Origin of the sequence: Stenotrophomonas indicatrix (assembly GCA_041545745.1) — a bacterium.
Taxonomy (GTDB): Bacteria; Pseudomonadota; Gammaproteobacteria; order Xanthomonadales; family Xanthomonadaceae; genus Stenotrophomonas; species Stenotrophomonas indicatrix_A.
This window is the reverse complement of record CP168152.1, coordinates 2997544-3023907: the sequence shown is the minus strand read 5'-3', so window position 1 is coordinate 3023907 and position 26364 is coordinate 2997544. Positions and strand designations below refer to the sequence as shown.

23 protein-coding genes are annotated in these 26364 nt (G+C 65.6%); 15 read left to right on the top strand and 8 right to left on the bottom strand.

Features of this window, described 5'->3' with window-relative positions:
* The first annotated feature begins 43 nt into the window (after positions 1–43).
* The 6 genes from ACEF39_RS13905 to ACEF39_RS13880 all read left to right on the top strand — a co-directional run bounded on the left by ACEF39_RS13905 (position 44) and on the right by ACEF39_RS13880 (position 8755).
* Positions 44–1648, top strand: coding sequence for a glucoamylase family protein (locus ACEF39_RS13905; RefSeq protein ID WP_500285475.1), 1605 nt, complete (start codon positions 44–46; stop codon positions 1646–1648).
* Between the two features lie 64 nt (positions 1649–1712).
* Positions 1713–2993, top strand: a complete 1281-nt coding sequence (locus tag ACEF39_RS13900; RefSeq protein WP_500288024.1) for a sugar ABC transporter substrate-binding protein — start codon at positions 1713–1715, stop codon at positions 2991–2993.
* The gene (locus ACEF39_RS13895) at positions 2990–3871 is read left to right on the top strand and encodes a carbohydrate ABC transporter permease (protein ID WP_025876513.1); all 882 of its coding nucleotides are present in this window, start codon (positions 2990–2992) and stop codon (positions 3869–3871) included. Before ACEF39_RS13900 ends, ACEF39_RS13895 begins: the two co-directional genes overlap by 4 nt.
* On the top strand, positions 3868–4704 hold the full coding sequence (locus ACEF39_RS13890; RefSeq protein WP_089236185.1) for a carbohydrate ABC transporter permease: 837 nt from the start codon (positions 3868–3870) through the stop codon (positions 4702–4704). Before ACEF39_RS13895 ends, ACEF39_RS13890 begins: the two co-directional genes overlap by 4 nt.
* Positions 4701–7868 carry a discoidin domain-containing protein gene (locus tag ACEF39_RS13885; RefSeq protein ID WP_500285474.1) on the top strand — a complete coding sequence of 1056 codons (3168 nt, stop codon included), beginning with the start codon at positions 4701–4703 and terminating at the stop codon, positions 7866–7868. The genes ACEF39_RS13890 and ACEF39_RS13885 overlap by 4 nt, the downstream gene beginning before the upstream one ends.
* 2 nt (positions 7869–7870) lie before the next feature.
* Positions 7871–8755, top strand: a complete 885-nt coding sequence (locus ACEF39_RS13880; protein WP_500285473.1) for an endonuclease/exonuclease/phosphatase family protein — start codon at positions 7871–7873, stop codon at positions 8753–8755.
* A 192-nt stretch (positions 8756–8947) separates the two neighbouring features.
* Here the strand turns inward: ACEF39_RS13880 and ACEF39_RS13875 are convergent, their stop codons facing one another.
* Entirely contained in the window at positions 8948–12181 is a 3234-nt protein-coding gene (locus ACEF39_RS13875) for an Rne/Rng family ribonuclease (protein WP_500285472.1), read from the bottom strand.
* Positions 12182–12587: 406 nt separating this feature from the next.
* Here ACEF39_RS13875 and ACEF39_RS13870 point away from each other — a divergent pair, with 406 nt between their 5' ends.
* The gene (locus ACEF39_RS13870; protein WP_500285471.1) at positions 12588–13562 is read left to right on the top strand and encodes an RluA family pseudouridine synthase; all 975 of its coding nucleotides are present in this window, start codon (positions 12588–12590) and stop codon (positions 13560–13562) included.
* 501 nt (positions 13563–14063) lie between these two features.
* Here the strand turns inward: ACEF39_RS13870 and zupT are convergent.
* The 3 genes from zupT to ACEF39_RS13855 form a co-directional block, all read right to left on the bottom strand.
* Positions 14064–14873 carry a zinc transporter ZupT gene (gene zupT / locus ACEF39_RS13865; protein WP_500285470.1) on the bottom strand — a complete coding sequence of 270 codons (810 nt, stop codon included), beginning with the start codon at positions 14871–14873 and terminating at the stop codon, positions 14064–14066.
* Positions 14874–14970: 97 nt separating this feature from the next.
* Positions 14971–15387 carry an energy transducer TonB gene (locus ACEF39_RS13860; RefSeq protein WP_025876723.1) on the bottom strand — a complete coding sequence of 139 codons (417 nt, stop codon included), beginning with the start codon at positions 15385–15387 and terminating at the stop codon, positions 14971–14973.
* Complete coding sequence (locus ACEF39_RS13855; protein ID WP_500285469.1) at positions 15384–15734, bottom strand: 4a-hydroxytetrahydrobiopterin dehydratase; 351 nt, start codon at positions 15732–15734, stop codon at positions 15384–15386. The genes ACEF39_RS13860 and ACEF39_RS13855 overlap by 4 nt, the downstream gene beginning before the upstream one ends.
* A gap of 90 nt (positions 15735–15824) precedes the next feature.
* Here ACEF39_RS13855 and ACEF39_RS13850 point away from each other — a divergent pair, with 90 nt between their 5' ends.
* Together ACEF39_RS13850 and ACEF39_RS13845 are read left to right on the top strand one after the other, a co-directional pair.
* Positions 15825–16424 carry an NfuA family Fe-S biogenesis protein gene (locus ACEF39_RS13850; protein WP_165377620.1) on the top strand — a complete coding sequence of 200 codons (600 nt, stop codon included), beginning with the start codon at positions 15825–15827 and terminating at the stop codon, positions 16422–16424.
* 10 nt (positions 16425–16434) lie between these two features.
* On the top strand, positions 16435–18192 hold the full coding sequence (locus ACEF39_RS13845; protein ID WP_500285468.1) for a hypothetical protein: 1758 nt from the start codon (positions 16435–16437) through the stop codon (positions 18190–18192).
* Between the two features lie 123 nt (positions 18193–18315).
* On the opposite strand, the gene ACEF39_RS13840 is transcribed toward ACEF39_RS13845, so the two are convergent.
* Both ACEF39_RS13840 and ACEF39_RS13835 read right to left on the bottom strand, forming a co-directional pair.
* Positions 18316–18729 (bottom strand): barstar family protein, encoded by a 414-nt coding sequence (locus tag ACEF39_RS13840; protein ID WP_500285467.1) that lies wholly within the window; start codon positions 18727–18729, stop codon positions 18316–18318.
* Positions 18726–19181 (bottom strand): guanyl-specific ribonuclease, encoded by a 456-nt coding sequence (locus ACEF39_RS13835; protein ID WP_500285466.1) that lies wholly within the window; start codon positions 19179–19181, stop codon positions 18726–18728. The genes ACEF39_RS13840 and ACEF39_RS13835 overlap by 4 nt, the downstream gene beginning before the upstream one ends.
* Before the next feature lie 223 nt (positions 19182–19404).
* Between ACEF39_RS13835 and ACEF39_RS13830 the strand changes: the two genes are divergently transcribed.
* Positions 19405–20016 carry a superoxide dismutase gene (locus ACEF39_RS13830; protein WP_089236174.1) on the top strand — a complete coding sequence of 204 codons (612 nt, stop codon included), beginning with the start codon at positions 19405–19407 and terminating at the stop codon, positions 20014–20016.
* 112 nt (positions 20017–20128) lie between these two features.
* Positions 20129–21363 (top strand): IS3 family transposase gene (locus ACEF39_RS13825; protein ID WP_500285465.1). Its coding sequence is split into 2 segments (ribosomal slippage): positions 20129–20480 and positions 20480–21363, totalling 1236 coding nucleotides; the frame shifts between segments, so codons are not numbered across the junction.
* A 152-nt stretch (positions 21364–21515) separates the two neighbouring features.
* Here ACEF39_RS13825 and ACEF39_RS13820 read toward each other — a convergent pair.
* Positions 21516–22352 (bottom strand): endonuclease/exonuclease/phosphatase family protein, encoded by an 837-nt coding sequence (locus tag ACEF39_RS13820; protein ID WP_500285464.1) that lies wholly within the window; start codon positions 22350–22352, stop codon positions 21516–21518.
* A gap of 162 nt (positions 22353–22514) precedes the next feature.
* On the opposite strand from ACEF39_RS13820, the gene ACEF39_RS13815 reads away from it, so the two are divergent.
* Positions 22515–24080 carry a POT-type proton-dependent oligopeptide transporter gene (locus ACEF39_RS13815; protein WP_500285463.1) on the top strand — a complete coding sequence of 522 codons (1566 nt, stop codon included), beginning with the start codon at positions 22515–22517 and terminating at the stop codon, positions 24078–24080.
* 7 nt (positions 24081–24087) lie between these two features.
* Positions 24088–24714 carry a rhomboid family intramembrane serine protease gene (locus ACEF39_RS13810; RefSeq protein WP_500285462.1) on the top strand — a complete coding sequence of 209 codons (627 nt, stop codon included), beginning with the start codon at positions 24088–24090 and terminating at the stop codon, positions 24712–24714.
* A gap of 55 nt (positions 24715–24769) precedes the next feature.
* Here ACEF39_RS13810 and ACEF39_RS13805 read toward each other — a convergent pair whose 3' ends face one another.
* Positions 24770–24931: a hypothetical protein gene (locus ACEF39_RS13805; protein WP_500285461.1), complete on the bottom strand. Its 162-nt coding sequence runs from the start codon at positions 24929–24931 to the stop codon at positions 24770–24772.
* Positions 24932–25139: 208 nt separating this feature from the next.
* Here ACEF39_RS13805 and ACEF39_RS13800 point away from each other — a divergent pair, with 208 nt between their 5' ends.
* Positions 25140–25442 (top strand): GNAT family N-acetyltransferase, encoded by a 303-nt coding sequence (locus tag ACEF39_RS13800; RefSeq protein WP_089236171.1) that lies wholly within the window; start codon positions 25140–25142, stop codon positions 25440–25442.
* 36 nt (positions 25443–25478) lie between these two features.
* Entirely contained in the window at positions 25479–26360 is an 882-nt protein-coding gene (locus tag ACEF39_RS13795; protein ID WP_500285460.1) for a DUF3298 and DUF4163 domain-containing protein, read from the top strand.
* Positions 26361–26364: the final 4 nt, after the last annotated feature.

Sequence of the window (26364 nt, the reverse complement as noted above, 5' to 3'; positions counted from 1 at the left end):
CGTTATGCTCTTTCATCGATCAGCCCACCGGAGGAACCGCGCCATGCAGGCACGCCACCTGATGACCGCCGCTGCGATGACCCTGGCCATCGCGGCCTGCAAACCGGCCCAGCAGGAGCCTGCCAAGCCGCGCCCGCCGGTGATCCTGATCGAGGCGGACGCGCCGCCACGGCCGATGAAGCCCGAGCTGCCGCCGTTGTTCGATGACATCGAGCGCCGCACCTTCCAGTTCTTCTGGGATACCACCAACGAGATCAACGGCCTCACCCCGGACCGTTATCCGTCGCGGCCGTTCGCCAGCATCGCCTCGGTCGGCTTCGCACTGACCGCCTATCCGATCGGCATCGAGAACGGCTGGGTCAGCCGCAACCAGGCGATCGACCGCACCCTGACCACCCTGAAGTTCTTCCGTGATGTGCCGATGGGCCCGCAGCGCACCGGCAAGGCCGGTTACAAGGGTTTCTACTACCACTTCCTGGACATGCAGGAAGGGCGCCGCTACGACAGCTGGGTGGAACTGTCCTCGGTGGACACCGCGCTGCTGATGATGGGCGTGCTGTTCGCCCAGTCGTACTACGACGGCGACGATCCGCGCGAAAAGGAAATCCGGCAGATCGCCGACACCCTGTACAAGCAGGTCGACTGGCCGTGGCTGCAGCAGCGTGCGCCGCTGATCTCGATGGGCTGGTTCCCCGAGAACGGCTTCATCGACCATGACTGGATGGGCTACAACGAGGCGATGATGGTCTACATCCTTGCCCTGGGTTCGCCCAGCCATCCGGTCAGCCCGGACGCGTGGACGGTGTGGACGCGGACCTATGACAACGACTGGGGCGTCTACCAGGGTCAGGAATACCTGTCCTTCGGCCCGCTGTTCGGCCACCAGTACAGCCACGTCTGGATCGATTTCCGCGACATCCAGGATGCCTACATGCGCGAGCGTGGCAGTACCTACTTCCTCAACAGCCGTTCGGCGGCGCTGGCCCAGCGTGAGTACGCCATCGCCAATCCGATGAACTGGAAGGAATATGGCGAGAACGTGTGGGGCCTCACCGCCAGTGATGGTCCGCAGAACACCACCCAGGAATACCGGGGCGAGCAGCGCCAGTTCCGCCATTACTCATCGCGCGGCGCAGGCCTGCGCGAGAATTTCGATGACGGTACGATCGCGCCGACCGCCGCGATCTCCTCGGTCGTGTTCGCGCCCGAGGAAGTGATTCCGGCCACGCTGGAGATGCACAAGCGCTACGGCGACTACATCTACTCCAGCTATGGCTTCCTGGATTCGTTCAATCCCAGCTTCAGCTACGACATCCCGATCAAGACCGGGCGCGTGGTGCCTGATCGCGGCTGGGTCGCCAGCGACTACATCGCCATCGACCAGGGCCCGATCCTGACCATGATCGCCAACTACCGCAACGACTTCGTCTGGGACGTGATGAAGAAGAACCCGTACATCCGCAAGGGTCTGGAACGGGCGGGCTTCAGTGGAGGCTGGCTGGCGCCGGAAGGCGAGTTCCAGCCGCTGCTGCTGCAGAAGGATGAAAAGGCTGCGGCGGCACGTTCGGTCGGTATCGCCGAATCGCGTGCGGCCGCCGCACAGGAACAGAAAAACAATGCCAACCGCAACACCGGCCAGGGGAAGTAACAAGGTGCACGACTGGAAACACCGCCTGCGACACTGGGCATTGCCTGCACTTGCCGCGCTGATCATGGCCGGCTGCGCGCGCTCCGAGCAGGGCACCACCACCGTGCGCTTCTGGGCGATGGGGCGCGAAGCCGAAGTGGTCAGCGAGCTGATCCACGAATTTGAAGCGGAAAATCCCGGCATCAAGGTTGATGTGCAGAACATCCCGTGGACGGCCGCGCACGAGAAGCTGCTGACCGCGTTCGCTGCCGATGGCCTGCCCGACGTGTGCCAGCTCGGCAACACCTGGGTGCCCGAGTTCGCCGAGCTCAACGCGTTGACCCCGTTGCAGCCGTTCGTGCAGCGCTCCACCGTGGTCGATCCGAAGGACTATTTCCAGGGCATCTGGGATACCAACGTGATCCACGACGAGCTGGTTGGCGTGCCGTGGTACGTCGATACCCGCCTGATCTATTACCGCAAGGACCTGCTGGCGAAGGCCGGCTTCGACCATCCGCCACGCACGTGGGCGGAATGGAACGAGCAGATGGCCGCGATCAAGCGCATGCAGGGCCCGAACCGCTACGCGGTGCTGATGCCGATCAACGAATTCGAGCAGCAGCTGTCGCTGGCGCTGCAGCAGCCGGACCCGCTGCTGCGTGACGACGACACCCGTGGCAATTTCTCCAGCCCCGGTTTCCGCCGCACGCTCGGTTTCTACGCCAACATGTTCGAGCAGGGCTGGGCACCGAAGATGTCCGAGACGCAGATCTCCAACGTCTGGGATGAATTCTTCCGCGGCTTCAACGTGTTCTACATCTCTGGCCCCTGGAACATCCGCGAGTTCAAGAAGCTGCAGCCGAAGGAACTGGAAGGGCAATGGGGCACCGCCGCGCTGCCGGGTCCGGATGGTCCGGGCGCGGGCATCGCGGGCGGCACCAGCCTGGTGATCTTCCGCAAGTCGCAGCAGAAGGAAGCGTCCTGGAAGCTGATCGAGTTCCTGTCGCGGCCGGAAATCCAGGCGCGCTTCCACGCGATCATCGGAGATCTGCCGCCACGCCGCAGCACCTGGAACGCGCCGTCGCTGGCCAACGATCCGCTTGCCGCAGCGTTCCGCGACCAGCTGGAGCGGGTCAAGCCGACCCCGAAGGTGCTCGAATGGGAGCGCATCGTGCAGGAAATGCGCATCGTCACCGAACAGGTGGTGCGCGGTGGCCTGCCGCAGGACAAGGCCGTGGCCGAGCTGGACCAGCGCGTGGACAAGGTGCTGGCCAAACGCCGCTGGATGCATGAACAACAACGCCTGCAGCGCAGCGCACCCCCCTCGGGTTCGACCAGTGCAGTCGCGGCCGGGAGCCCGCAATGAAACGTACTTCGCTTGCCGGCTGGATCTTCGCCGGCCCCTCGCTGATCGTGCTCGGTGTGTTCTTCGGCCTGCCGGTAGCCTCGGCGCTGGCGCTGAGCGTGACCGACTTCGACCTGTACGCGCTGGCCGACAGCAGCAACCTGCGCTTCGTGGGTCTCGGCAACTACATCGACCTGCTGCAGACGCCGATGTTCTGGAAGTCGCTGTGGAACACCACGTATTTCGTGGTGATTGGCGTGCCCTTGTCGATCGGCGTGTCGCTGGGCGCGGCGATGCTGCTCAATGCCCCGGCGGCACGCTTCAAAGCGCTGTTCCGCACGGCGCTGTTCGCCCCCGTGGTGACCACGCTGGTGGCGGTGGCGGTGATCTGGCGCTACCTGTTCCACACCAGCTACGGCCTGGTGAACTACGGTCTGGGCCACCTGGGCATCAGCCCGATCGACTGGCTGGGCGACCCCAACTGGGCGATGCCGACCATCATGCTGTTCGCGGTGTGGAAGAACTTCGGCTACAACATGGTGATCTTCCTGGCTGGCCTGCAGGCGATCCCGCATGACCTGTACGAGGCCGCGCGTATCGATGGCGCCTCGCGCTGGAAGCAGTTCCTGCACATCACCCTGCCGATGCTCGGCCCGGTGCTGCTGGTGGTCGGGGTGATCACCGTATCCGGTTACTTCCAGCTGTTCGCCGAACCCTATGTGATGACCCGCGGCGACCCACTGCAGAGCACCGTCAGCGTGCTGTATTTCATGTTCGAGGAAGGCTTCAAGTGGTGGAACCTGGGACGCGCCTCGGCTGTGGCGTTCCTGCTGTTCCTGATCATCCTGGCGGTGACCACCGTGATGCTGCGCTTTGGCCGCAAGAGGCAGTTGGTATGAGTCGTGAAATCGGCCAGTCACGCTGGCACCCGTGGATGATCAACGGCGCGCTGCTGGTGCTGGCCCTGGTCAGCCTGGCACCGTTGCTGTGGATGCTCTCGGTATCGTTCATGCCGCAGGGTGAGGCGACTCATTTCCCGCCGCCGCTGCTGCCGTCCAGCATCACCACGCACAACTACACGGAGCTGTTCGCGCGCACCGGCATGGGTGGCAACTTCGCCAACAGCCTGCTGGTGTCGTTGGCGATCACCCTCGGTTCGCTGCTGCTCAACACGATGGCCGGCTACGCCTTCGCCAAGCTCAACTTCGTCGGTCGTGAGCGCCTGTTCCAGGTGCTGATGGCAGCGCTGGTGATCCCGGCACAGGTGGCGATGCTGCCGCTGTTCCTGCTGATGAAGCAGCTGGGCCTGGTCAACAGTTTCGGCGGCGTGATCGTGCCGGCGCTGGCCAGCGTGTTCGGCATCTTCCTGGTGCGCCAGTACGCTCGCTCGATTCCCGATGAGCTGCTGGAAGCGGCGCGCATCGACGGGGCAGGGGAGCTGCGGATCTTCTTCCAGATCGTGCTGCCGATGCTGAAGCCGGTGCTGGTGACGCTGGCGATCTTCACCTTCATGGGCGCATGGAACGATTTCATGTGGCCCCTGATCGTGTTGACCGACCAGGAGCACTACACTTTGCCGGTGGCGCTGGCCACCCTCTCGCGCGAACACATCATGGACGTGGAAATGATGATGGCCGGCGCAGTGGTTACCGTGGTTCCGGTGCTGGCGCTGTTCCTGGTGCTGCAGCGGTACTACATCCAAGGATTGTTGCTGGGGAGCGTGAAGGGATGAAGCGTGCGATCGCCGTTGGACTGGGCCTGTTGTGGTCTTCCCTGGCGACCGCCGCACCACCGGCGCTCCCCGCGCCGAAGGTGCTGGATGATTTCGACGACATCAGCGCATGGAAGCTGGTGTTGTCCGACCAGGTCAGCGGCTCGCTGCGGCCGGTCAGTGGTGCCGGCGGTGGCCGTGCGCTGTGCCTGGATTACGACTTCCATGAGGTCTCCGGCTACGTCGGCATCCGTCGCCCGCTGAACATCGAGTACCCGGCCAACTATCGTTTCGGTTTCCAGCTGCGCGGCGATTCGCCGGCCAATGACCTGCAGTTCAAGCTGATCGACGCCAGCGGCGACAACGTGTGGTGGGTCAATCGCCCCGGCTACGCTTTCCCCAAGGCATGGACGCCGGTGGAGTACCGCCGCCGGCAGATCGACAAGGCGTGGGGGCCATCGCCAGAGAAGGACATGACGCGCAGCGCGTCGATGGAATTCACCATCTACAGCAAGGTCGGCGGCCGCGGTACCGTGTGCTTCGACAAGCTGACCCTGCAGGGCCTGCCCGCGCAGGATGATTCGGCGCTGCGGCCCTCGGTGATCGCCGATACCGCAACCGCGCTGCAGGACCGGATGATCGACGGCAAGTCCGATACCTTCTGGATCAGTGGCGGGGTCAAGCAGCAGACCATCAGCCTGGACCTGCACAAGAGCCGCGAGATCGGCGGTGCGGTGATCGACTGGCTGCCCGACCTGGAGGCCAACCGTTACACCGTGCGAACCTCCGAGGATGGCCGTGACTGGCGTACCGTGCGCGAAGTGACCGCCGGTGCCGGAGGCCGCGACTGGCTGGCACTGCCTGACACCGATGCGCGCTACGTGCGTTTCGACCTGCAGGGCGGGCCGAACTGGCGCTACGGCATCCGTGACATCACCCTGAAGCCGCTGGCGTTCGCCGCGACTCCCAATGCCTTCCTGTCCTCGGTGGCGGCCGATCTGCCGCGTGGCGCATTGCCGCGTGCGTACGTTGGCGAGCAGCCGTACTGGACCCTGCTTGGCCTGGACGGTGGCCAGGAACAGGCGTTGATCAGTGAGGACGGCGCACTGGAGCCGGCCAAGGGCAGCTTCAGCATCGAGCCGTTCATCCGCCTCGACGGCAAGTTGCTGGATTGGGCCGACGTTGCCATCACCCAGTCGCTGCAGGATCGCTACCTGCCGATCGCCACGGTCGACTGGGTGCACGAGAAGGCCGGTCTGTCGGTGACCAGCTTCGTGCAGGGCACACCCGAACGTGCTCAGCTGATCGGGCGCTACCGGTTGAGCAATCCGGACAAGGTCCCGCACGAATACACCCTGGCATTGGCGATCCGCCCGTGGCAGGTCAATCCACCCACCCAGTTCCTCAACACGGTGGGCGGCTTCAGCCGCATCGACAGCCTGGACGTTGGCGAGCAGCTGGTACGCATCAATGGCGAGCCGCGGCTGTATCCCCTGCAGGTACCGGATGCGCGCTTTGCCAGCAGCTTCGACGGCAAGCTGGAGGCGATGCACTTGGCCAGCGGCGACCTGCCCGGCACCACCGCCGTAAAGGATCCGACCGGCATGGCGTCCGGCGCGCTGCTGTACACGATCAAGCTCGAACCCGGGCAGAGCCGCGAGGTGGCGATCGTGCTGCCACAGACCGGCAGCTGGGCGCCGCAAGCGCTGGACGTGGCCAAGGCGCAGCAGCAGGTCGCGGCAATGTGGCGCGACAAGTTGGGTGCAGTGACTCTGCAGGTGCCGGCTGCCGGCCAGCCGCTGGTGGAAACCCTGCGCACCGCAGTGGCGCACATGCTGATCTCTCGGGTTGGCCCGCGCCTGCAGCCGGGCACGCGTTCCTATGCACGCAGTTGGATCCGCGACGGCGCGATGATCTCCGAAGGCCTGCTGCGGATGGGCCGCAGCGATGCCGTGCGGGACTACGTGACGTGGTATGCGCCTTACCAGTTTGAAAACGGCAAGGTGCCGTGCTGCGTGGATGCGCGTGGCAGCGATCCGGTACCGGAGAACGACAGCCACGGCGAGTTGATCTACAACATCGCCGAATACGGCCGTTACACCGGCGACACCGCCTTCCTCGAGCAGATGTGGCCACATGTGCTGGGCGCCTACAGCTACATGGAACAACTGCGGGGCAGCGAGCGCACCGAAGAGAACCGCGCACGCAATCCTGCCTTCTACGGGATGATGCCGGCCTCGATCAGCCACGAGGGCTATTCGGCCAAGCCGATGCATTCGTACTGGGACAACTTCTGGGCGCTGCGTGGTTACAAGGATGCCGCGCAGGTGGCGGCGCAGCTGGGCAAGGTCGAGGCGATGCAGATCAGCGAATCGCGCGATCAGTTCCGTGATGACCTGCAGTCCTCGCTGCTGGCGGCCATGCAGCAGCATCGCATCGACTACCTGCCGGGTTCGGCCGAGCTGGGTGATTTCGACGCTACCTCCACCACGATCGCGTTGGCACCGGGAGGCGAGCAGGGGCGGTTGCCGCAGGAGGCGCTGGACGCGACCTTCCAGCGTTACTGGAACGAATTCGTCGCGCGCCGCGATGGCAAGCGCGAATGGAAGGACTACACGCCGTACGAATGGCGCAACGTCGCCGCGTTCGTGCGCCTGGGCTGGCGCGATCGCGCCTGGCAGGCCACCGAGTTCTTCTTCAAGGATCGCGCGCCGCAGGCCTGGAACCAGTGGGCAGAGGTGGTCTCGCGTACGCCGCGCAAGCCGTTCTTTGTGGGTGACCTGCCGCATGCGTGGGTCGCATCGGACTTCGTCCGTTCGGCGCTGGACATGTTTGCCTACAACCGCGACGCGGATGAAGCACTGGTGCTCGCCGCCGGTATCCCGGTGGCGTGGCTGCAGGGCAACGGCATCGCCGTGCAGGGCCTGCGCACGCCGCAAGGGCAGCTCAACTATCGCCTGCAGCGCAGCGACAAGCAGCTGGTGCTGGACGTGCAGCCTGGCCTGGTGCCGCCGGCCGGCGGCGTGGTGCTGCCATGGCCGTATGCAGGCGAGCCGGGCCAGGCGACGGTCAACGGCGAGGCGGTGGAATGGATCAACAACGAGCTGCATGTGCACCAGTTGCCGGCACGGGTCGAGATCGATGTGCCGAGCGCGGTGCGCCGTGCCGAACGCAAGGAAAAGTAAGCATGCGAGGTCCGCTCGGAATCGGTCGCAGTTTCTGCGCGCTGGGGCTGGCGATCGCGCTGGCCTTGCCGGGATTGGCGGCAGCCGCCTTGCCGGCCAGCACCGCAGATGCGGCCACAGCGGTCAACGAACCCGGCATGAGCATGGTGACGTTCAACCTGCACCATGATCGCGAGGACTGGCCCAGCCGTCGTCGCACGATCGTGGCTGAGCTCAAGCGCCTGCAGCCCGATGCGATCGCGCTGCAGGAAGTGATCCAGAAGCGCAACGTACGCAACCAGGCGCAGTGGCTGGCCAGCCAGCTCGGTTACCGGTACGTGTTTGTGTCCACCGATCCAGTGGGTGCGCCAAAGCGGTATGGCAATGCGCTGCTGACTCGGCGCCCGATCCTGGCGCATGGCGAGCACCTGCTGCTGCCGCTGGATGACTACCGCACCGTGGCCCATCTGCGCATCGACGTGGACGGCAAGCCGGTCAACGTCTACGCCACCCATCTCAACGAGCGCAGTGATGACGCCGGCCAGCGCATCCGCCGCAGTCAGGTCGAGGATCTGCTGCGTTTCATCGCTGGCAGTTCTGCAGGTGCACCGGTCGTGATTGCCGGCGACTTCAATGCATTGGTCGATGCCGGCGATCTGAGTGAGCTGCGCAGCCACTACGGCGACAGCTACGGCAGCGTGCACGTCAACACCGACCTGGCCGGTGTCAGTACGCTCAACCGGCACTACTACCAAGCACCATCGCGGATCGACCACATCTTCTTCCAGCAGGACCAGATGGTCGCGCGCGAAGCGAAGATCCTGTTCGACCAGCCGGATGACGGCGGCCGTTGGGCGTCGGATCACTACGGGGTGTGGACCCGGCTGCAGTTCGCGCCAGCAAACTGACGCACACCTCGGTAGAGACCAACCTTGGTTGGCACAGGCGCTGCCGCGTGCATGAAACCAACGGCGCCAACCAGGGTTCGCCTCTACCAGAGCGTGCCCTCTTGATGGCAGGGGGCGCTGGGCCCAGACGCACAAAAAAAACGGCGGGGATCATCGATCCCCGCCGTTTCGTTGTTGCCGATCAACGATGGATCAGGCGGCAGGCGGCGTGCGCTTGCCGGCGTCCTCGTCTTCTTCCGAGGCCTGCGCGTCGGCGGCCTGTGCGGCAGCGTCGGCGTGGCCATCAGCGATCGGGTCGACCACCGCCGGCACGACCGGATCGGCGACCGGTGCAGCGGTTTCCACCGGTGCGGCTTCGACAGCCACCGGGGTTGCCGGCTGCTCGACGACCGGGGTGACTTCAACCTCGGACTTCGGTTCGACCACCGGAGCAGCTTCAACCACCGGCGCAACGTCAGCCACCACCGGCTTCGGCTCGGCCACCGGTGCGGTTTCGATCACCGCAGTCGGTTCAGCGACCGGAGCTGCTTCGATCGCAGCGGCAGCCTCGACCACCGGTGGCTTCACCTCGATCACCGGCGCTGCTTCCGGTGCCGGCTGTACCGGCGTCGCTGCATCGATGGCATCCAGCATGCTGGTCTGCACCGGCGACGGGGTCGGTTCGACCTTGGCGACGGCTTCCAGCGGAGCCGGGGTCTGCACCGCGGCGGTGACCGGAGCGGCTGCTTCGACCACGGCGCTGCTCACGGCAGCCATCGGGGCAACCGCGGCGGCTACCGCAACCGGTGCACGTGCCGGCTTGCCGGCATCAGCGGCGGCCGGCTCGACTTCGTCATCGAAATCGAATTCCGGCTGCGAACGCGACGGCTGCACGGTGGCAACCGGGGTGTTCACCGAAGCCTGTGCAGTCTGCTCGGCGGAATCGCCGTCGTTGTCGTCGCCCTCGGCATCATCGCCGTCGTCCAGGTCATCACTCAGCACGTCACCGCCTGCGGCGTTCTCGGCACCACCACGACGACGACGACGACCACCGCGACGGCCGCGACGACGGCGGGTTGCGCCTTCGCCGGTCTGGTCGCCTGCTGCTTCGGCCGCTGCATCTTCAACAGCCCCGGTCGCAACCACGACCTCGGCATCGGTCGACGCGACGGTATCCACGGCCGCGACAGTGTCGACCACGTTTTCAGTGGCAACGGCGGGTACCAGTGCCTTCTCTTCCTGCGCGACGACCGTGGCCGCAACCGCGGTCGTGGTAGCCACGGCAGCTGCTGCAGTCACGACATCAGCCGGGGCTTCGGCAGCGGCACGCTGCGGCTTCTCGGTCGGCTTGTCAGCGTCCTGCGGGCGCGGCTGCTTCGGCTGCTTCAGCTTCGGCTGCTGCTGGCCCTGACCCTGACCCTGACCCTGTTCGTTGCGCGGCTTGTTCTGCTGCTGCGGCTGCTGGGCATCCTTCGGCTTGCCCTGCTGCGGCTGCTGCTGGGCATTGCCATTGGCCTGGTTGCCGCCGTTGCGGCCATCCTTGCGCTGCTCACCGCGGTCCTTGCGGTTGCCGCCGTCCTTCTGCTGCTGCGCATTGCCATTGCCGCCATTGCCGCGGCTGTCTTCGCGGCGGTCCTTGCGGTCCTTGTTGCGATCCTTGTTGCGGTCACGACGGCCGCCATCCTGCTGCTGGCGCGCGGCCGGAGCCGGGGCCGGTGCAGGAGCGGGCTCGCCACCAAAGATGCGCTTCAGCCAACCAACCACGCCACCGCTGGCGGCGGCAGCCGGGGCCGCTGCGGCCACCGGTGCCGGGGCAGCGACCGGCTCCACTTCCTCGCGCACCGGGGCGGGCGAGTTGTGCTTGACCTGGGTCACCATCGGCGGCGGGATGTTCAGCTGGCCCTTGGTCAATGCGTGCACCGGCAGCTTGCGCGGGGTGCCGCGCTGGTAGCTCGGCTTGCCGCTTTCCTCGCCCAGTTCGTTGTCGCGCAGGCGGGTGACGGTGTAATGCGGGGTGTGCAGCTGCTCATCGGCGACGATCACGATCGGCGTCTCGTGGCGCTGTTCGATCTCGCGCAACGCGCTGCGCTTTTCATTGAGCAGGTAATTGGCGATCTCCACCGGGGCCTGTACCAGCACCTGCCCGGTGTTCTCCTTCATCGCATGCTCTTCAGCGACGCGGATGATCGACAGCGACAGCGACTCGACGCTGCGCATGCGGCCATGGCCGTCGCAACGCGGGCAGACGATCTGGCTGGACTCGCCCAGGCTCGGGCGCAGGCGCTGGCGGCTCATTTCCAGCAGGCCGAAGCGCGAGATGCGGCCGACCTGCACGCGTGCACGGTCGTACTTCAGCGCGTTCGCCAGGCGGTTCTCGACTTCGCGCTGGTGCTTGTTGGAAGCCATGTCGATGAAGTCGATCACCACCAGGCCGCCGAGGTCGCGCAGGCGCAGCTGGCGGGCTACTTCCTCGGCCGCTTCCAGGTTGGTCTGGAACGCGGTGTCCTCGATGTCGCTGCCCTTGGTGGCGCGCGAGGAATTGACGTCGACGGCAGTCAGCGCTTCGGTCTGGTCGACCACGATCGAACCGCCCGAGGGCAGGCGCACGTTGCGCTCGTAGGCGCCTTCGATCTGCGATTCGATCTGGAAGCGGTTGAACAGCGGGATGTCGTCCTTGTAATGCTTGAGCTTGCGCAGGGTCTGCGGCATCACCTGCTGCATGAACTCCTTGGCGTGCTCGTACATCTCCTCGGTGTCCACCAGGATCTCGCCGATGTCGGCGCGCAGGTAGTCACGCAGGGCGCGCACGATCAGGCGCGATTCCTGGTAGATCAGGAACGGGGCCGGTTTGCTCAGGGCGGCTTCGGCGATGGCGCGCCAGACGTTCAGCAGGTAGTCCAGATCCCACTGCAGCTCTTCCGCATCGCGGCCGACGCCGGCGGTACGGATGATGACGCCCATTTCGTCGGGGATGTTCAGCTTGTCCAGGGCGTCCTTCAGGGCCGCCCGGTCTTCACCCTCGATGCGACGGGAAACACCGCCGGCGCTGGGCGAATTCGGCATCAGCACCATGTAACGGCCGGCCAGGGAGATGAACGTGGTCAGGGCAGCGCCCTTGTTGCCACGTTCTTCCTTGTCGACCTGGACGACGATTTCCTGGCCTTCCCTCAGCAGCTCGCGGATGCCGGCCTTGTTGTGGTCGACACCGGCCTGGAAGTAATCGCGGGAGATTTCCTTCAGCGGCAGGAAGCCGTGACGGCCGCCACCGTATTCAACGAAGGCCGCTTCCAGCGAGGGCTCGATGCGGAAGATCCGGCCCTTGTAGATGTTGGACTTCTTCTGTTCCTTGGACGGCTGCTCGATGTCGATGTCATACAACGACTGGCCATCCACGATGGCAACACGCAGCTCTTCGGCCTGCGTGGCGTTGATCAGCATTCGCTTCATTGTTGCGTTCCTCGCAAGCGGCTACCGCGCGGAACGCCATGGAGTTTCGCCTCTGGACACGGCTCGCCGCCCATTCGCGCAAGCGCGGGGAGGGCGGCTTGGGTTTCCAGCGCTACGACACCACGGCAGGCCGCGGGAGCGCTTCAATTTTCTGGTTTTGGGTGTTACAGGGCCGGCGGCAGCTGTCAGCCAGGCTGGAGCGCCGCACGGGACATGTTCAGCGCGACTGCGTGTCAGGCAATCGGCGATGGCCGGGAACGCCGGTGAGCCGCTAACATGGCCGCCCCGCGGGCGGTGGTCGCGCACTGTGCCGGATTCGTCGGAAGCGGGGCTTCTGGCCCTGAGTAACTTCCAACGAAATCAATCCCTTATCTCGCCCCCCGAGTGTAACAGAATAAACAGGCTGATGACTGCACAAGACCCTACCAAGCCGGCCGGCGACACGCCTTCCGTGCGCATGATCACCGTTCCGGCCGACCGCGCCGGCCAGCGCCTGGACAATTTCCTGCTCGGCCAGCTCAAGGGTGCCCCGCGCAGCCTGGTCTACAAGCTGGTCCGCAGCGGCCAGGTGCGCGTCAATGGCGGCCGCGCCAAGGCTGAGCGCAAGCTGGAGGCCGGCGACGAAGTGCGGATACCGCCCGTTCGTCTCACTGAAGAAGGAGACAAGGCGGGTCCACCCGAGGCGTTCATGCGTCGGCTGGAACAGGCCATCGTTTTCGAAGACGCCCGCCTGCTGGCGCTGAACAAGCCGACCGGCGTCGCCAGCCACGGCGGCAGCGGCATCAGCTTTGGCGCCATCGAGACCCTGCGTGCCCTGCGCCCCGGGCAGACCCTGGAGCTGGTCCACCGGCTGGACCGCGACACCTCGGGCCTGTTGATCGTGGCCAAGAAGCGTTCGGCGCTGAGTGAGCTGCAGGCGCTGCTGCGTGAAGACCACGGCTCCGGCATCCGCAAGCGCTACCTGACTCTGCTTGCCGGGCGCATGCCGGACGGTGTGATGACGGTCGATGCGCCGTTGCACGTAGGCCTGCGCCAGGGCGGCGAGCGTCATGTGCAGGTCAATGCGATCGGCAAGGAATCCATCAGCCATTTCCGGGTGCTGGAGCGCAAGGGCGGCCACTCCTACTGCGAAGTGCGCATCGAAACCGGGCGCACCCACCAGATCCGCGTGCATGCCCAGCATCTGGGGCATCCTGTGGCCGGAGACGACAAATACGGCGATCCTGCAGTCAACAAGCGGCTTCGTGAGCAGATCGGGCTGAAGCGCCTGTTCCTGCATGCCGCGTCGCTGGAGTTCGCGCTGGACGACGGCAAGAGCCCGTATGTGCTGAGCGCGCCGCTGGCGGATGAGCTGGTCGAAGCGCTGGACAGGCTGAAGTAGCCCCTGCGGGGCTGACCGGCCAACGGGCGCAGCCCCTCGCGGCTGGCACTGCGGTGGATTGCCGGGGAGCGCTGGGCGGGGTGGGCCTGCGGGGGACGCCGCAAGTACGTCCCTGTAGGCTTAGCCGCGCCATCCATGGCGCGGATACCCCCGCAAGCCCACCCCGCCCAGCGCCAGACAGATCGCGCGCGCGCCAGCCACGGAACATCAAAAGAAAAGCAGACCCGGGCCGCGTGGCGGCCCGGGTAGAGTCGAGCCACGCTCGACTCACGCGCGCAGCGCGGGCTTCGCTTTTCATTCTTTCATCGCGCGGCTGGCACGCACGTAGCCCGTCAGAGGCCGGGCGAGGTGGGTTTGTGGGGGTGTAAGCGCCATGGATGGCGCGCCCAAGCCTACAGGGACGTACTTGCGGCGTCCCCCGCAAACCCGCCTCGCCCGGCCCAACCGCAGAATCCCGCTCTGCCAGCCGCGAGGGGGCTCAGCCCGTTGGCCGGAAACCCTTCACCACTTGAACAGCACCAGACTGATCGCCAGCGTACCCATGCCCGCCACCAGCCCGTAGACGGTCTCGTGCCCTTTGGCGTAACGCTTGGCCGCTGGCAACAGCTCGTCCAGTGCCAGGAACACCATCACACCAGCAATCAGGCCGAATACCCAGCCGAACGTGGCGTGGGACAGCGAGCCGGACAGCAGGATATAGCCGATCGCCGCGCCGACCGGCTCGGCCAGGCCTGACAGCAGGCTGGCGGCGAACGCGTAGAACTTGTTCTGCGTGGCGAAGTACACCGGCACTGCAATGGCGATGCCCTCGGGAATGTTGTGGATGGCGATGGCGAAGGCCAGCGGCATGCCCACCGACGGGCTCTCCAGCGTTGCGAAGAACGTCGCCAGCCCCTCGGGGAAGTTGTGTGCGGTGATCGCCACCGAGGTCAGCAGGGCGACCCGTTTCAGGTATTCGCGGCTGTTCTCGCGGAAAGCAGGGTCCTGCTTGTCCAGGCTGTCATGCGGGTTGGGAATGAAGTGGTCGATCAGCACGATCACCACTACACCCAGCAGGAAGGCGAGGGTGCCGTAGGTGAAGCCGGTGCGTTCACCATAGGCCAGCGCGAACGAGGCGATGGATTTGTTGAGGATCTCCGACAGCGAGACGTACACCATCGCGCCGCCGGCAAAGGCCAGGCCGAAGGCCAGCAGGCGCGGGTTGGGGCGGCGCGAGAACAGCACCAGCAGGCTGCCGATGGCGGTGGCAAGGCCCGCAGCGAGGGTGACCGCCAGGGCGATCCAGATGTTTTCGGGGGGAATCTGCAGCATGTACCGACGCGTTCCTTGTCATCAAGCAATCGCCCCGGCACGTGCCGGGGCGGCAACGGCGAGGCGGGCGTCGGCTGGCCTCGTCACCGGCGGGCGATCAGCCGCCGCGGCGCAGGCTTTCTTCGATGGCGAAGCACTGGTCTGGCTTCGGCTGCGGCGGGTTGAAGCTGACCGGCACCTGGATCGTGGCCGGCACGGCCTCGCCATTGCGGGTGGCGGCCTTGAACTGCCAACCCTGCACGGCGGTCTTGGCCAGGTCGTCCAGCTGCGGGTTGCCCGCGCCGGTCAGCAGGGTGACCTCGCTGGGTTTGCCGTCGGTGCCGATCACCACCTTGAAGGTGCTGGTGCCGCCCACGCCCGTGCAGGCCAGTTCCAGCGGGTATTGCGGCGGCGGGGTCTTCACTGCAGCCACTTCGGTGGGTGCCGCAGCCGGTGCTGCCGGCGGCTCGGAGGTGCCGCAGCCGGCCAGGCCGGTCACGGCAAGCAGGGACAGGCTCAGCAATCGCACGTTCATTTCATTGGCTCCGTCAGGGCTGAAGTCTTCGCTGCGCAGATGAAATCGTTCTCGCTCAGGCCGCCCACGTCGTGGGTGGAGTAGCGGACGACGGCACGGTCGTAATGGACGCCAAGGTCCGGGTGATGGTCCTCGCCGTGGGCGATCCAGGCCAGCGCGTTCACGAAGGCCATGGTGGCGTAGTAATCCTTGAAGCGGAACGTGCGCACCAGCGCCTGGCCGGCCTCGGCCAGTTCCCAGCCGGGAACCTGCGGCAGCAGTTCGGCCAAGCGGGCCTCGCCCAGCTTGTGGTCGCTGCCTTTGCGCGGCACGCAATGGGCCTGCGCCAGCGGAATCAGGTCGGCCATGGGTTCCTCCACCTCGTGTTGACTGAACAATGCGCCGGCCGGTGTATAAAACGAATGAGCGGCTGACGCTTACTTGGCTAGAATAGCCTGATGATCCAGATCTCCGACACTGCCCAGACCCATTTCCGCAAGCTGATCGAACGCGAGGGCGTGCCCGGCATGGGCGTGCGCTTGAGTGCGGTCGAACCCGGAACCCCGCGTGCCGATGCCCGGCTGGAGTTCGCCGAGCCGACCGACCTGCTCGGCGACGAGTGGGCGGTGGACTGCGATGGTTTCACGCTCTATGTCGACGCCACCAGCGTTGGCTGGCTCGATGGTGCGGAGATCGACATCGTGCCCGGCACGGCCGGTACCCAGCAGCTGACGATCAAGGCGCCGCGGATCAAGGGCGAAGCGCCCGGCGATGCCGCCTCGCTGGTCGAACGTGTGCATTGGGTGGTGGAAAACGAAGTCAATCCGCAGCTCGCTTCGCATGGCGGCAAGGTGGCCGTGCAGGAAGTCTCGGCCGACGGCGTAGTGCTGCTGCGCTTCGGTGGTGGCTGCCAGGGCTGCGGCATGGCCGACGTCACCCTCAAGCAGGGCATCGAGAAGACCTTGATGGGCCGTGTGCCCGGAGTGACCGCCGTGCGTGACGCCACCGATCACGACAGCGGCCACGCTCCGTATATTCCGCGCGGCAACGCCGCCTGATCGCCAACGCGTGCCTCTGCCCAGAGCCGAGCAACTCATCGACCTGCTGCTGGCGCGCCAGCAGCGACCGCCCATCCTCGAGAAGAACACCGGCCTGCCGTACGGCTGGGCGATCTGGCTGCGGACGCTGACGCCGCTGCCACGTCCGTTGCGCGCGCGCGAAGTGATCGCGGTGCTGCTGCCGCGACCGCTGCCAGGCCCCCCGGGGCAATTGCCGGCGCTGGGACCATGGGCGTCCCTGCGCCGCCTGTTCTGGCAGGACTGGGATCCGGCGCCTCGCGACCAGCGCTGGATGCGCTGGACCTCGGCGCTGCTCAGCGCGCTGCTGCATCTGTTGTTCTTCCTGTTGCTGCTGTGGGTAGCGGTGATCCGCACGTCTTCGCCGGACGAGCAGGGCAGCGAGGGTGAGCGCGTGCAGATTGAATTTGTCGGCCGTGCTGCACAGGAAGGCGGCGGCGACCAGGCCGGAGCCGAGGCGGCTGCCGCTGCAGCGGCCGGTGCCGTAGCCGCAGGCCAGGACGCGGGGGGCGCAACTGCACCGCGCCCGCAACAGGCGTCGCCTGCGCCGTCTTCCGCTGCCGCTGCCACGGCACCGACGGCCAGCGTGCCGCCGCCGCCCGAGGTCGAGCCGGCGCCGGTGGCCGCGCCACCGCCCTCACCGGTGCAGGCCACCGAAGTGGCGCAGGCCACCACCGATTTCGTGGTACCGCCGATGGCACCGCCGCGAACCGAGGTCAGCATCGTTCCGCGAGACACCGTCCCGACCGTGCGTGAGCGCAGCGTGCAGCCGGTGCAGGCTGCGCCGACACCAATGCCGGTGCGCACGCCCGACGTCGCCGTGCAGGCGCCGCGCGTGCGCGACGTACAGGTGCAGGAGCGCGAAATCAGCACGGTTGAAGCGCCTGTGGCGCCGCAGCCGATGCGCACCACCGACGTCCAGGTGCGCGTGCCGCAGCGTGAGGTGCAGGTGCGCGAACGCGAAGTGCAGGCCATGACCGATCCTCAGGTGCGCATGGCCGCCGTGGCAGGGCACGAGCCCACAGTGCGTGCGCCTGCCGGGCGCGAGCTGCAGGTGCGCGAACGGGAGGTTGCAGCCGCTCCGCTACCGGCAGCGTCGACCTCAGCCGGCAGTGCGCCGACGTCTACGCCAGCGCCCGCAGGCAGCGCGGTCCAGAACAGCGCCAGCGAGGCGCGTCCTACGGCGACCAGCACCACCACCGCCGCACAGGCGGGTGCACGCCCGGCGCCGACCCCGGGCAACTGGGCGACACCTGCGCGCGGTGACGACTGGGGCGCCTCCAGCCGCAATCGCGATGGCACCAATCAGGGCGCCGCGCAGGCCAGCGCCGGCAAGGGCGATGGTCTGTTCAATGCTGACGGCAGCGTGCGCGTGACGGGCCAGGACGGTGCCGGCAAGGCCGAGCGTGGCGCACCTGGTGGAGCCAACGACGGCTGGAGCAAAGAACGCATCGCCGAGTCCGGCAAATGGCTGAAGCGGCCGCCGTACGACTACACGCCCACCTCGTTCGATAAATACTGGGTGCCGCAGGAATCGCTGCTTGCCGAATGGGTGCGTAAAGGCGTCAAGGCGATGGAGATTCCGTTGCCGGGCACCAGCACGAAGATTTCATGCGTGATCTCGATCCTGCAGGCCGGTGGCGGCTGTGGCCTCACCGATCCGAACATGCAGGACCAGCCCGCCGTGGCGCGTCCGCCGCCGGATATCCCGTTCAAGAAAGAGCTGCAGGAAGATAACGGCAGCCGGTAGGGTGCCGCATCCACGCATGGCGTGGATCTACTGTGCATCCAGCTGTGCCGGGTAGATCCACGCCATGCGTGGATGATCCACGCGCTTACACGTGCATGCCGACCAAGGTCGGCCTCTACCGGGTCACGCGCTCTGCGACAGGAATACCCAGAACGGGACGTCGCGGCCCACCCAGTCACGGCTGGCTTCATCAAGAATGTCCAGCAGCGTGTCGAACTCCTTGCCCGCCGCTGCGCGCAGGGCATCGACATCGGCCAGGAACAGCGCATAGCCATTGGCTGGCAACCATTGCAGGTCGCGCAGGTTGTCGGCCAGTGCATCCCAGTTGCCGCCGAAGCCGGCAGGAAAATCAAGCTGGGCGGCCAGCCGCGCCAGCAGGGTGCGCTTGTCGCTCACGCCATCCAGGTCGATCCGGATCACCTTCAGGTCGGCATCGCGCATCGCTGCCGACAGTGCGCTGATATCCGAGGTGTCGATCGCGTAGACGCCGGCATTGTTGATGTCATGCAGGCCGAGGCCGAAATCATCGTGGCTCATGGACGTTCTCCAGAGGCCGGGACAGTGAAGCTGCGGAACGATTCGTAGTGATCATCGGTGTAGTACCAGGCATCAGGCGGGTTGCCGCCAGTAACGATGCGCCGCGCACCGCGGTTTCCTGCGCCGGGCGTGTCGACGGTGTACTCGCGGTAGTAGCCGCGGGGACGCTGTGGCAGTCGCTGTTCGCGGTTGCCGAAGGTGCTGCCGTCCTGGCGATGCGGGAACGGGCCGCCGCGCTGGATCAGCGCGATCGTCTGGCGGGCTTCGGCCGGCAGGAAGGCGGGCAGGCCACTGTCACTGCCGCTGTTGCGTACGGTCGGTGCACTGGCGACCGGCGTGCTCTGCAGGTCAGGCGCGAACTGCGGCGGCGGCGGCCGCTGCAGGAAATGATTGACGACCAGACCGAGCAGCAGCAGGGCGATGGCGGTGATCAACAGCCGGGGGTTGCGCATGGGCAGGAGCGGGCGAGGGTGGTGCGCCCACTGTAGCGCTTGCGCGCTGCACCCTGCATGAGGGCGTGCGCCGCGTCACCGCTGCGTAACAATTGTCGTCGTGCTCACCGGCAGGACGCAATTTCCTTTACATCCCCCTTGGTAATCTGGCGGTCTGTCCCCATCATTCACCGCGCACCGCCCGACGATGCCGTCGGGTGCCCTCGCTATCAGGAGATGCATCATGGCCTACACCCTGCCCAAGCTGCCCTACGCCTACGACGCGCTGGAACCGCATATCGATGCGGCGACGATGGAAATCCATCACACCAAGCATCACCAGACCTACATCAACAACGTCAACGCTGCGCTGGAAGGCACCGAGTACGCCGACCTGCCGGTCGAAGAGCTGGTGAAGAAGCTGAAGTCGCTGCCGGAGAACCTGCAGGGCCCGGTGCGCAACAACGGTGGCGGTCACGCCAACCACTCACTGTTCTGGACCGTGATGGCCCCGAACGCTGGCGGCAACCCGGTCGGTGATGTGGCCAAGGCGATCGACAAGGACCTGGGCGGTTTCGACAAGTTCAAGGATGCGTTCACCAAGGCCGCGCTGACCCGTTTCGGCAGTGGCTGGGCGTGGCTGAGCGTGACCCCGGACAAGAAGGTCGTGGTCGAAAGCAGCGGCAACCAGGACAGCCCGTTGATGGAAGGCAACACGCCGATCCTCGGCCTGGACGTGTGGGAACACGCGTACTACCTGAAGTATCAGAACCGCCGTCCGGAGTACATCGGCGCGTTCTTCAACGTCATCGACTGGAACGAAGTCGAGCGTCGTTACCAGGAAGCGATCGCCTGATCGCAGTGCCTGTGTGAACGCAGAAAGGCCGGGGGAGACCCCGGCCTTTTTGTTTGTTTTGACCCGTCCTGAATTGGGTTGACACCTTTTCCCTCTGGAAAAGGAATGTTCAATGAAATCAACAATCAGGCGCAGCCAACGGGATTACTCGCTGGCCTTCAAGTTGTCGGTGGTAGACCAGGTCGAGCGCGGGGAGCTGACCTACAAAAAGGCCCAGGAGCGTTATGGGATCCAAGGGCGCAGCACGGTGCTTTCCTGGCTTCGTCGGCATGGTCGGCAGGATTGGTCAGCTGGGGCATCATTGCCTCCCATGAGCACTGTCCCCAAAGCCGGGGCGGCCAAGCCGCTGACGCCGGAACAACAGATCAAGGCCCTGCAGGTCCAGTTGCGGGAGGCAAACGAGAAGGCGCAGTTGTTCGAGGCCATCGTGGATGTCCTCAAAGAGGATTACGGGGTAAAAATCGTAAAAAAGCCTTCCGGCAAGTCCTCACGCAAGGGCGCCTCAAAGGCGTAAGCGTGGCAAGGGCTTGCCGCCATTTCGGCATCAGTCGGCAGGCGTTCTATCAGGCCGGTCACCGCCATCAGCGGCGAGACGCTGCTGATGCTACGGCACTGTCGCTGGTGAGCGACTGCCGCGCGCGCCAGCCTCGGGTGGGTACGCGCAAGCTGCACCATCTGATTGAGCCGAAGCTGCAGGCGGCGGGGATCGCTCTGGGGCGCGATCGTTTATTTGACGTGCTCCGAGAAGCGCGCTTGCTGGTGCCGCAGCGCCGCGCGTATCACAAGACGACCGATAGCCATCATCGCTTCCGCAAGCATCCCAATCTGCTCAAATCCGGTGAAGGATGCATCGTTCCCAGTGGCTGCGAACAGGTGTGGGTGGCTGACATCACCTATCTACCAACAGATGGGAAGTTCGTTTACCTGAGCCTTGTTACCGATGCGTGGTCACGCAAGATCGTAGGCTGGAGCGTGAATGAGACGCTGCAGACCGAACATACCGCGCAGGCATTGGAGATGGCCCTGAAAACCCGGAAAACGAGGCAACGGCTGATCCACCATTCGGATCGGGGCATCCAGTACTGCTCGGACAACTATCAGAAGATCCATGCCAAGCACGGCCTGACCTGCTCCATGACCGACGGCTACGATTGCTATCAGAACGCTCTGGCAGAGCGGATCAACGGGATCCTCAAATGCGAGTTTCTGCTCCGTCGCCCACGGGACCTGGGACAGGCTCGGCAGATGGTGGCTGAGGCAGTGGAGATCTACAACGCCGAGCGCCCCCACCTGTCCCTTAAAATGCAGACGCCCGATGCGATGCACCGGGCGTCCTTGGCCGCCTGACGGCGGCCGGATCATCCACCCCATAGGTGTCAACCTATGGCAGGACGGGTCATTTGTGCATCTGGTAGTGCCGGCCGCTGGCCGGCAACCTCATGGTCCTTGCGGGATATTGCAGTTGCCGGCCAGCGGCCGGCACTACCCCGCAGACGGAGTCATTCGGTGGTGGCGGGGACGTCCTGCAGCCGCAGCGTCGCCATCACGCCCAGGCGCAGGCCAGGCAGGTCGCCATCGGCGGGCAGCAGGATCGCCTGTTGACGGATGCCGCCGAAGTGCTTGACCTGGAACAGGACATCCAGCCCATGGCCACTGGCCCCCCCGCCGCTGGCCGCCGGTGCACCGGGATTGCGCCGGGCCGGCTGGAAGCCGGGCGTGCTGCGCACCAGCTCGACGGTGCTGGCGGAGAAATCTCCGGCGATCAGGCTCGGCATACCCTCGGCCGTGGCGCCGATCCAGGTCATCAGGTCGCTGGTCTGATGTTGCCGGGCATTGGCCTCGTCGGGTTCCGGGCGCAGGCGCGCGATGTAGACGTTGACGTCGTTTTCGCCCAGGCGCAGGCGCATCATGCCGGCGGCACTGAAGGTGCCCGGCGGATGCAGCAGGGTGACCCCGTCCTCGCTGACCGGCAGCCGGCTGAGCATCGCGTTGCCGTGCCGGACCGACTGGCTCGGTGGGTCGGCCGTGACAAAGTCGCAGCTGTAGCGCAGCCGGCTGGCCAACCAGCAGGCCGGGTTGCGCCCTTGCTGCTGCAAGACCTGCTGCACCGAGATCACATCCGGCTGCAGATCAGTCAGCAGTTGCAGTACCTGTTCGCGGCGCTGCTTCCATTGGCCTTCGTCACGGCTGGGCAGTTCCAGCGCGGCAACGGTCAATTGCCGCACCTCGGTGGCAAGGCCTGCGGCGGGTGGCGCCTGCGGCCGTGCCAGCGCAGGCATGGCCAGCATGAGGGCAAGGCAGCTGGGCAGGATGCGGGCAAAGGGCAGGGGGCGCATAACGATAAGTTTACGCTTTTGCCGTGCAGGTTCCGTGACTTCCGGCAGGGCTGCATATGCCTGCCATGCTTTGGCACGGCTGTCATGCAGCCCTGCAGCGTGCTTCGCACGCACAGGTTCCGGTACTCTTGCGCCTTTCGTTTTGCAGGAATGCCTTACAGGATGAGCCACGACGCAGTCGCCCCCATCGCCGGCCAGGGAAAGATGCCGCGCCAGATCCCGTACATCATCGGCAACGAGGCCTGCGAGCGGTTCAGTTTCTACGGGATGCGCAACATCCTGGTGCAGTTCCTGATCACCTCGCTGCTGCTGCAGGAAATCACGGCCGAAGGCCGTGCCGGTGAAGCCAAGGACATCATGCACAGCTTCATGATCGGCGTGTATTTCTTCCCGCTGCTCGGTGGCTGGCTGGCCGACAAGTTCTTCGGCAAGTACCACACCATCCTGTGGTTCAGCCTGGTCTACTGCATGGGCCACCTGTGCCTTGCGTTGTTCGAGGGCAGCCGTGAGGGCTTCTTCCTCGGCCTGGGCCTGATCGCGCTGGGTGCCGGTGGCATCAAGCCGCTGGTGGCCTCGTTCATGGGCGACCAGTTCGACCAGAGCAACAAGCACCTGGCCAAGATCGTCTTCGATGCCTTCTACTGGATCATCAACTTCGGCTCGTTGTTCGCCTCGCTGCTGATCCCGCTGGTGCTGAAGAACTGGGGCCCGCAGTGGGCGTTCGGTATTCCGGGCATCCTGATGTTCATCGCCACCTTCGTGTTCTGGCTGGGCCGCAAGCGCTACGTGCTGGTGCCGCTGCCGCCGAAGGACCCGCATTCGTTCGCCAATGTGGTGCGTACCGCGCTGACCACGCGGGTGGCCGGCCAGGGCCGTCCGGGCCTGGTGATCGCCGTGCTCGGCCTGGTGCTGGCGGTGGCCTCGTTCGGCCTGATCGGCTCGCTCGGCATCGTGATCTGCCTGTGCCTGGCGCTGGTCTCGATCCTGGCGGGCATCGGTGGTGGCACCTGGCTGCAACTGGACCGCGCGCGCGGCCAGCATCCGGCCGAAGCCGTGGAAGGCGTGCGCTCGGTGCTGCGCGTGCTGGTGATCTTCGCCCTGACCACCCCGTTCTTCTCGCTGTTCGACCAGAAGGCCTCGACCTGGGTGCTGCAGGGCCAGCAGATGCAGATGCCGAGCTGGTTCACCGCCTCGCAGATGCAGGCGCTGAACCCGCTGCTGGTGATGATCCTGATTCCGTTCAACAACCTGGTGCTGTACCCGGCCCTGCGCCGTTTCGGCTTCGAGCCGACCGCGCTGCGCCGGATGACCGTCGGCATCGCCTTCAGCGGCCTGGCCTGGATCGTGGTCGGTGGCATCCAGGTGGTGATGGACGGTGGCAACGCGATGTCGATCTTCTGGCAGATGCTGCCGTACGCGCTGCTGACCTTCGGTGAAGTGCTGGTTTCGGCCACCGGCCTGGAGTTCGCCTACAGCCAGGCACCGCAGGCCATGAAGGGCGTGGTGATGAGCTTCTGGAACCTGACCACCACCATCGGCAACCTGTGGGTGCTGCTGTCCAATGCGGCCGTACGCAACGAGACGGTGACCCACCAGATCGCGGGGACCGGGTTGAGCGAGGCGGCATTCCTGATGTTCTTCTTCGCCGGCTTCGCCTTCATCGCGGCGTTGGCCTTCGGTTGGTATGCGAAACGCTATCGTATGGTCGACAACTACCGCACCGCCTGAGCCTGACATGACCCCCGTCAATCTGCTGTTGATCGCCATCACCGCCATCCTGTCGTGGATGGCGTTCAACAACCGCAAGCTGGCCGACCGCCTGATCCTGTGGCCGCCGGCAGTGGATCGCCACCGCCAGTACGACCGCCTGATCACCTACGGCTTCATCCACGCCGACTGGTCGCACCTGATCTTCAACATGATCACCCTGTTCTTCTTCGGGGGGTTCATCGAGAGCGTGATGGTGCAGCTGACCGGCAGCTACCTGGTCTATCCGGCGTTCTACGTCGGTGCGCTGCTGGTCTCGATCCTGCCCAGCTACCTGAAGAACCAGAAGAACCCGAACTACCTCAGCCTCGGTGCGTCCGGGGCGGTGTCGGCGGTGCTGTTCGCCTTCATCCTGATCAAGCCGTGGTCGATCATCCTGGTGTTCTTCATCCCGGCGCCGGCGATCGTCTATGCCGCGTTCTACGTCGGCTACAGCATCTGGATGGACAGGCGTGGTGGCGATCGCATCAACCACAGCGCGCATCTGGCCGGTGCGGCGTTCGGCGTGATCTTCATGCTGGCCATGCAGCCGAGCATCTTCAGTCACTTCCTGCGCGAGCTGTCCAACCCGACCTTCCGCCTCGGCGGCGGCTGAGGGCCGGGGTCGGATCCACTGGATCCGACCCCCGGGGCTGCGGCCCCGTCCCGGCTCAGGCCCGGGTTTCCTGACCGTAGGTATGGAGCAGGCGGGAGAACACTTCCTCGCCGATGCTCTGGAACGCCTGGTCTTCGGTCTGTCCCTCCACGGCCAGTTGCAGCAGGCCCTCCAGCAGGGCGTGATCGGTATCGGAATGGGAATCGCTGGGGTGCATCGCGGGCCTCCACGGCAGAGCGCTTGGTCGACTGTCGCAAGGGGCATGCCAGCTTGGCGCACCTCTGCAGAGGGGTTAGCGGCCGGCCGGGCTGCAGCTTGAGGGCAACAACTGACGTTGCAGGCACAGACTTGCCCCTGTTCAGGCTTCACGCGATCATGGCGCCCGCCTGCGCACCATCCACGCAGTCGCCGCAGGAGACAGTCCCATGGCTTCGGTCACGCCCCCCGGTCTGGCTTACGAGGTCGAACACGATCAGGTCAACCACCGGTTCACCGCCCGCGTGCGCGGGCAGGTGGCACTGTTGGACTACCAGATCAAGCGCAGGCGGATGGTCATCACCCATACCGAAGTGCCCGAGCCGATCGCTGGCCGTGGCATTGCTGGTGAGCTGACCCGGGTCGCACTGCGTTTCGCCCGGGAGCAGAAGTACAAGGTGGTACCGGCATGTGCCTACGCCGAGGCCTTCCTGCAGCGCCACGAGGAGTATCACGATCTGCTTGTGGGCTGAATCCAGCGGGCCACGCTTCAGCCAGGGCAGGCGATGATGTATGAAAATGAACAGGGGGTCCCGATGAAGATTGGAAACAACCGGCCACTGCACGCCAGCGTGCTGGCCGGCGCCATGGGCGTGCTGTTGCTGGCCGGTTGCCAGCGCGAGAACGAGGCGGCACCGGCCACCGACGCCGCACCTGCGGCCGAAGCCACTGGCACCGCCGAGACACCCGCAGCGGAAGCGCCGTTGGATCTGCGCGATGTGATCGAGAACAACGAGCGTGAAGTGGTCGGCATCAGCTACCCGGCGGGCATCGATCGCTATCCGGGGCTGGCGCGCGCGCTGCAGGCCTATGCCACCTCCGCCCGCGGCGATCTGCAGCAGGCGCTGGACGGGCTGGGCAACGACAAGCCGACCATGCCCTATGAGCTGTCGCTGAGCTTCGAGAAGCTGCTGGAGACGCCGCAGCTGGTGGTGGTCAGTGCCGACGGCAGCCGCTACACCGGTGGCGCCCACGGCGAACCGCTGGTGGCACGTTTCGTGTGGCTGCCGGCGCAGCAGCAGATGCTGAGCGCCGACAAGCTGGTGACCGATGCCAAGGGCTGGAAAGCGATCAGCGATTTCGTCGCCGACCAGCTGCGTGAGCGCGTGGCCACCCGCCTCAGCGGCGAGGACATGGACCCGTCGCAGCTGCAGGAATCGCTGCGTAATGCCTCGCGGATGATCGCCGATGGCACCGGTCCGCAGGCCGACAATTTCAGCCAGTTCCAGCCGCTGACCGACGACAAGGGTCAGATCACCGCGCTGCGCTTCGTGTTCCCGCCCTACCAGGTGGGTCCATACTCGGATGGCACCCAGACCGCCGATGTACCGGCCTCGGTGTTGTTGCCGCACGTGGCCAAGGACTACGTGGAGCTGTTCGTGCGCGGCTAACCGC

Excerpts from the sequence above, each read along its gene's own strand:
- ACEF39_RS13810 (WP_500285462.1), top strand. The coding sequence starts at position 24,088 with ATGACCCCCGTCAATCTGCTGTTGATCGCCATCACCGCCATCCTGTCG.
- ACEF39_RS13800 (WP_089236171.1), top strand. The coding sequence starts at position 25,140 with ATGGCTTCGGTCACGCCCCCCGGTCTGGCTTACGAGGTCGAACACGAT.
- ACEF39_RS13820 (WP_500285464.1), bottom strand. The coding sequence starts at position 22,352 with ATGCGCCCCCTGCCCTTTGCCCGCATCCTGCCCAGCTGCCTTGCCCTC.
- ACEF39_RS13890 (WP_089236185.1), top strand. The coding sequence starts at position 3,868 with ATGAGTCGTGAAATCGGCCAGTCACGCTGGCACCCGTGGATGATCAAC.
- zupT (WP_500285470.1), bottom strand. The coding sequence starts at position 14,873 with ATGCTGCAGATTCCCCCCGAAAACATCTGGATCGCCCTGGCGGTCACC.
- ACEF39_RS13855 (WP_500285469.1), bottom strand. The coding sequence starts at position 15,734 with ATGGCCGACCTGATTCCGCTGGCGCAGGCCCATTGCGTGCCGCGCAAA.
- ACEF39_RS13795 (WP_500285460.1), top strand. The coding sequence starts at position 25,479 with ATGTATGAAAATGAACAGGGGGTCCCGATGAAGATTGGAAACAACCGG.
- ACEF39_RS13840 (WP_500285467.1), bottom strand. The coding sequence starts at position 18,729 with ATGAGCCACGATGATTTCGGCCTCGGCCTGCATGACATCAACAATGCC.
- ACEF39_RS13815 (WP_500285463.1), top strand. The coding sequence starts at position 22,515 with ATGAGCCACGACGCAGTCGCCCCCATCGCCGGCCAGGGAAAGATGCCG.
- ACEF39_RS13805 (WP_500285461.1), bottom strand. The coding sequence starts at position 24,931 with ATGCACCCCAGCGATTCCCATTCCGATACCGATCACGCCCTGCTGGAG.
- ACEF39_RS13850 (WP_165377620.1), top strand. The coding sequence starts at position 15,825 with ATGATCCAGATCTCCGACACTGCCCAGACCCATTTCCGCAAGCTGATC.
- ACEF39_RS13900 (WP_500288024.1), top strand. The coding sequence starts at position 1,713 with ATGGCCGGCTGCGCGCGCTCCGAGCAGGGCACCACCACCGTGCGCTTC.
- ACEF39_RS13895 (WP_025876513.1), top strand. The coding sequence starts at position 2,990 with ATGAAACGTACTTCGCTTGCCGGCTGGATCTTCGCCGGCCCCTCGCTG.
- ACEF39_RS13860 (WP_025876723.1), bottom strand. The coding sequence starts at position 15,387 with ATGAACGTGCGATTGCTGAGCCTGTCCCTGCTTGCCGTGACCGGCCTG.
- ACEF39_RS13905 (WP_500285475.1), top strand. The coding sequence starts at position 44 with ATGCAGGCACGCCACCTGATGACCGCCGCTGCGATGACCCTGGCCATC.
- ACEF39_RS13830 (WP_089236174.1), top strand. The coding sequence starts at position 19,405 with ATGGCCTACACCCTGCCCAAGCTGCCCTACGCCTACGACGCGCTGGAA.
- ACEF39_RS13875 (WP_500285472.1), bottom strand. The coding sequence starts at position 12,181 with ATGAAGCGAATGCTGATCAACGCCACGCAGGCCGAAGAGCTGCGTGTT.
- ACEF39_RS13885 (WP_500285474.1), top strand. The coding sequence starts at position 4,701 with ATGAAGCGTGCGATCGCCGTTGGACTGGGCCTGTTGTGGTCTTCCCTG.
- ACEF39_RS13880 (WP_500285473.1), top strand. The coding sequence starts at position 7,871 with ATGCGAGGTCCGCTCGGAATCGGTCGCAGTTTCTGCGCGCTGGGGCTG.
- ACEF39_RS13870 (WP_500285471.1), top strand. The coding sequence starts at position 12,588 with ATGACTGCACAAGACCCTACCAAGCCGGCCGGCGACACGCCTTCCGTG.
- ACEF39_RS13835 (WP_500285466.1), bottom strand. The coding sequence starts at position 19,181 with ATGCGCAACCCCCGGCTGTTGATCACCGCCATCGCCCTGCTGCTGCTC.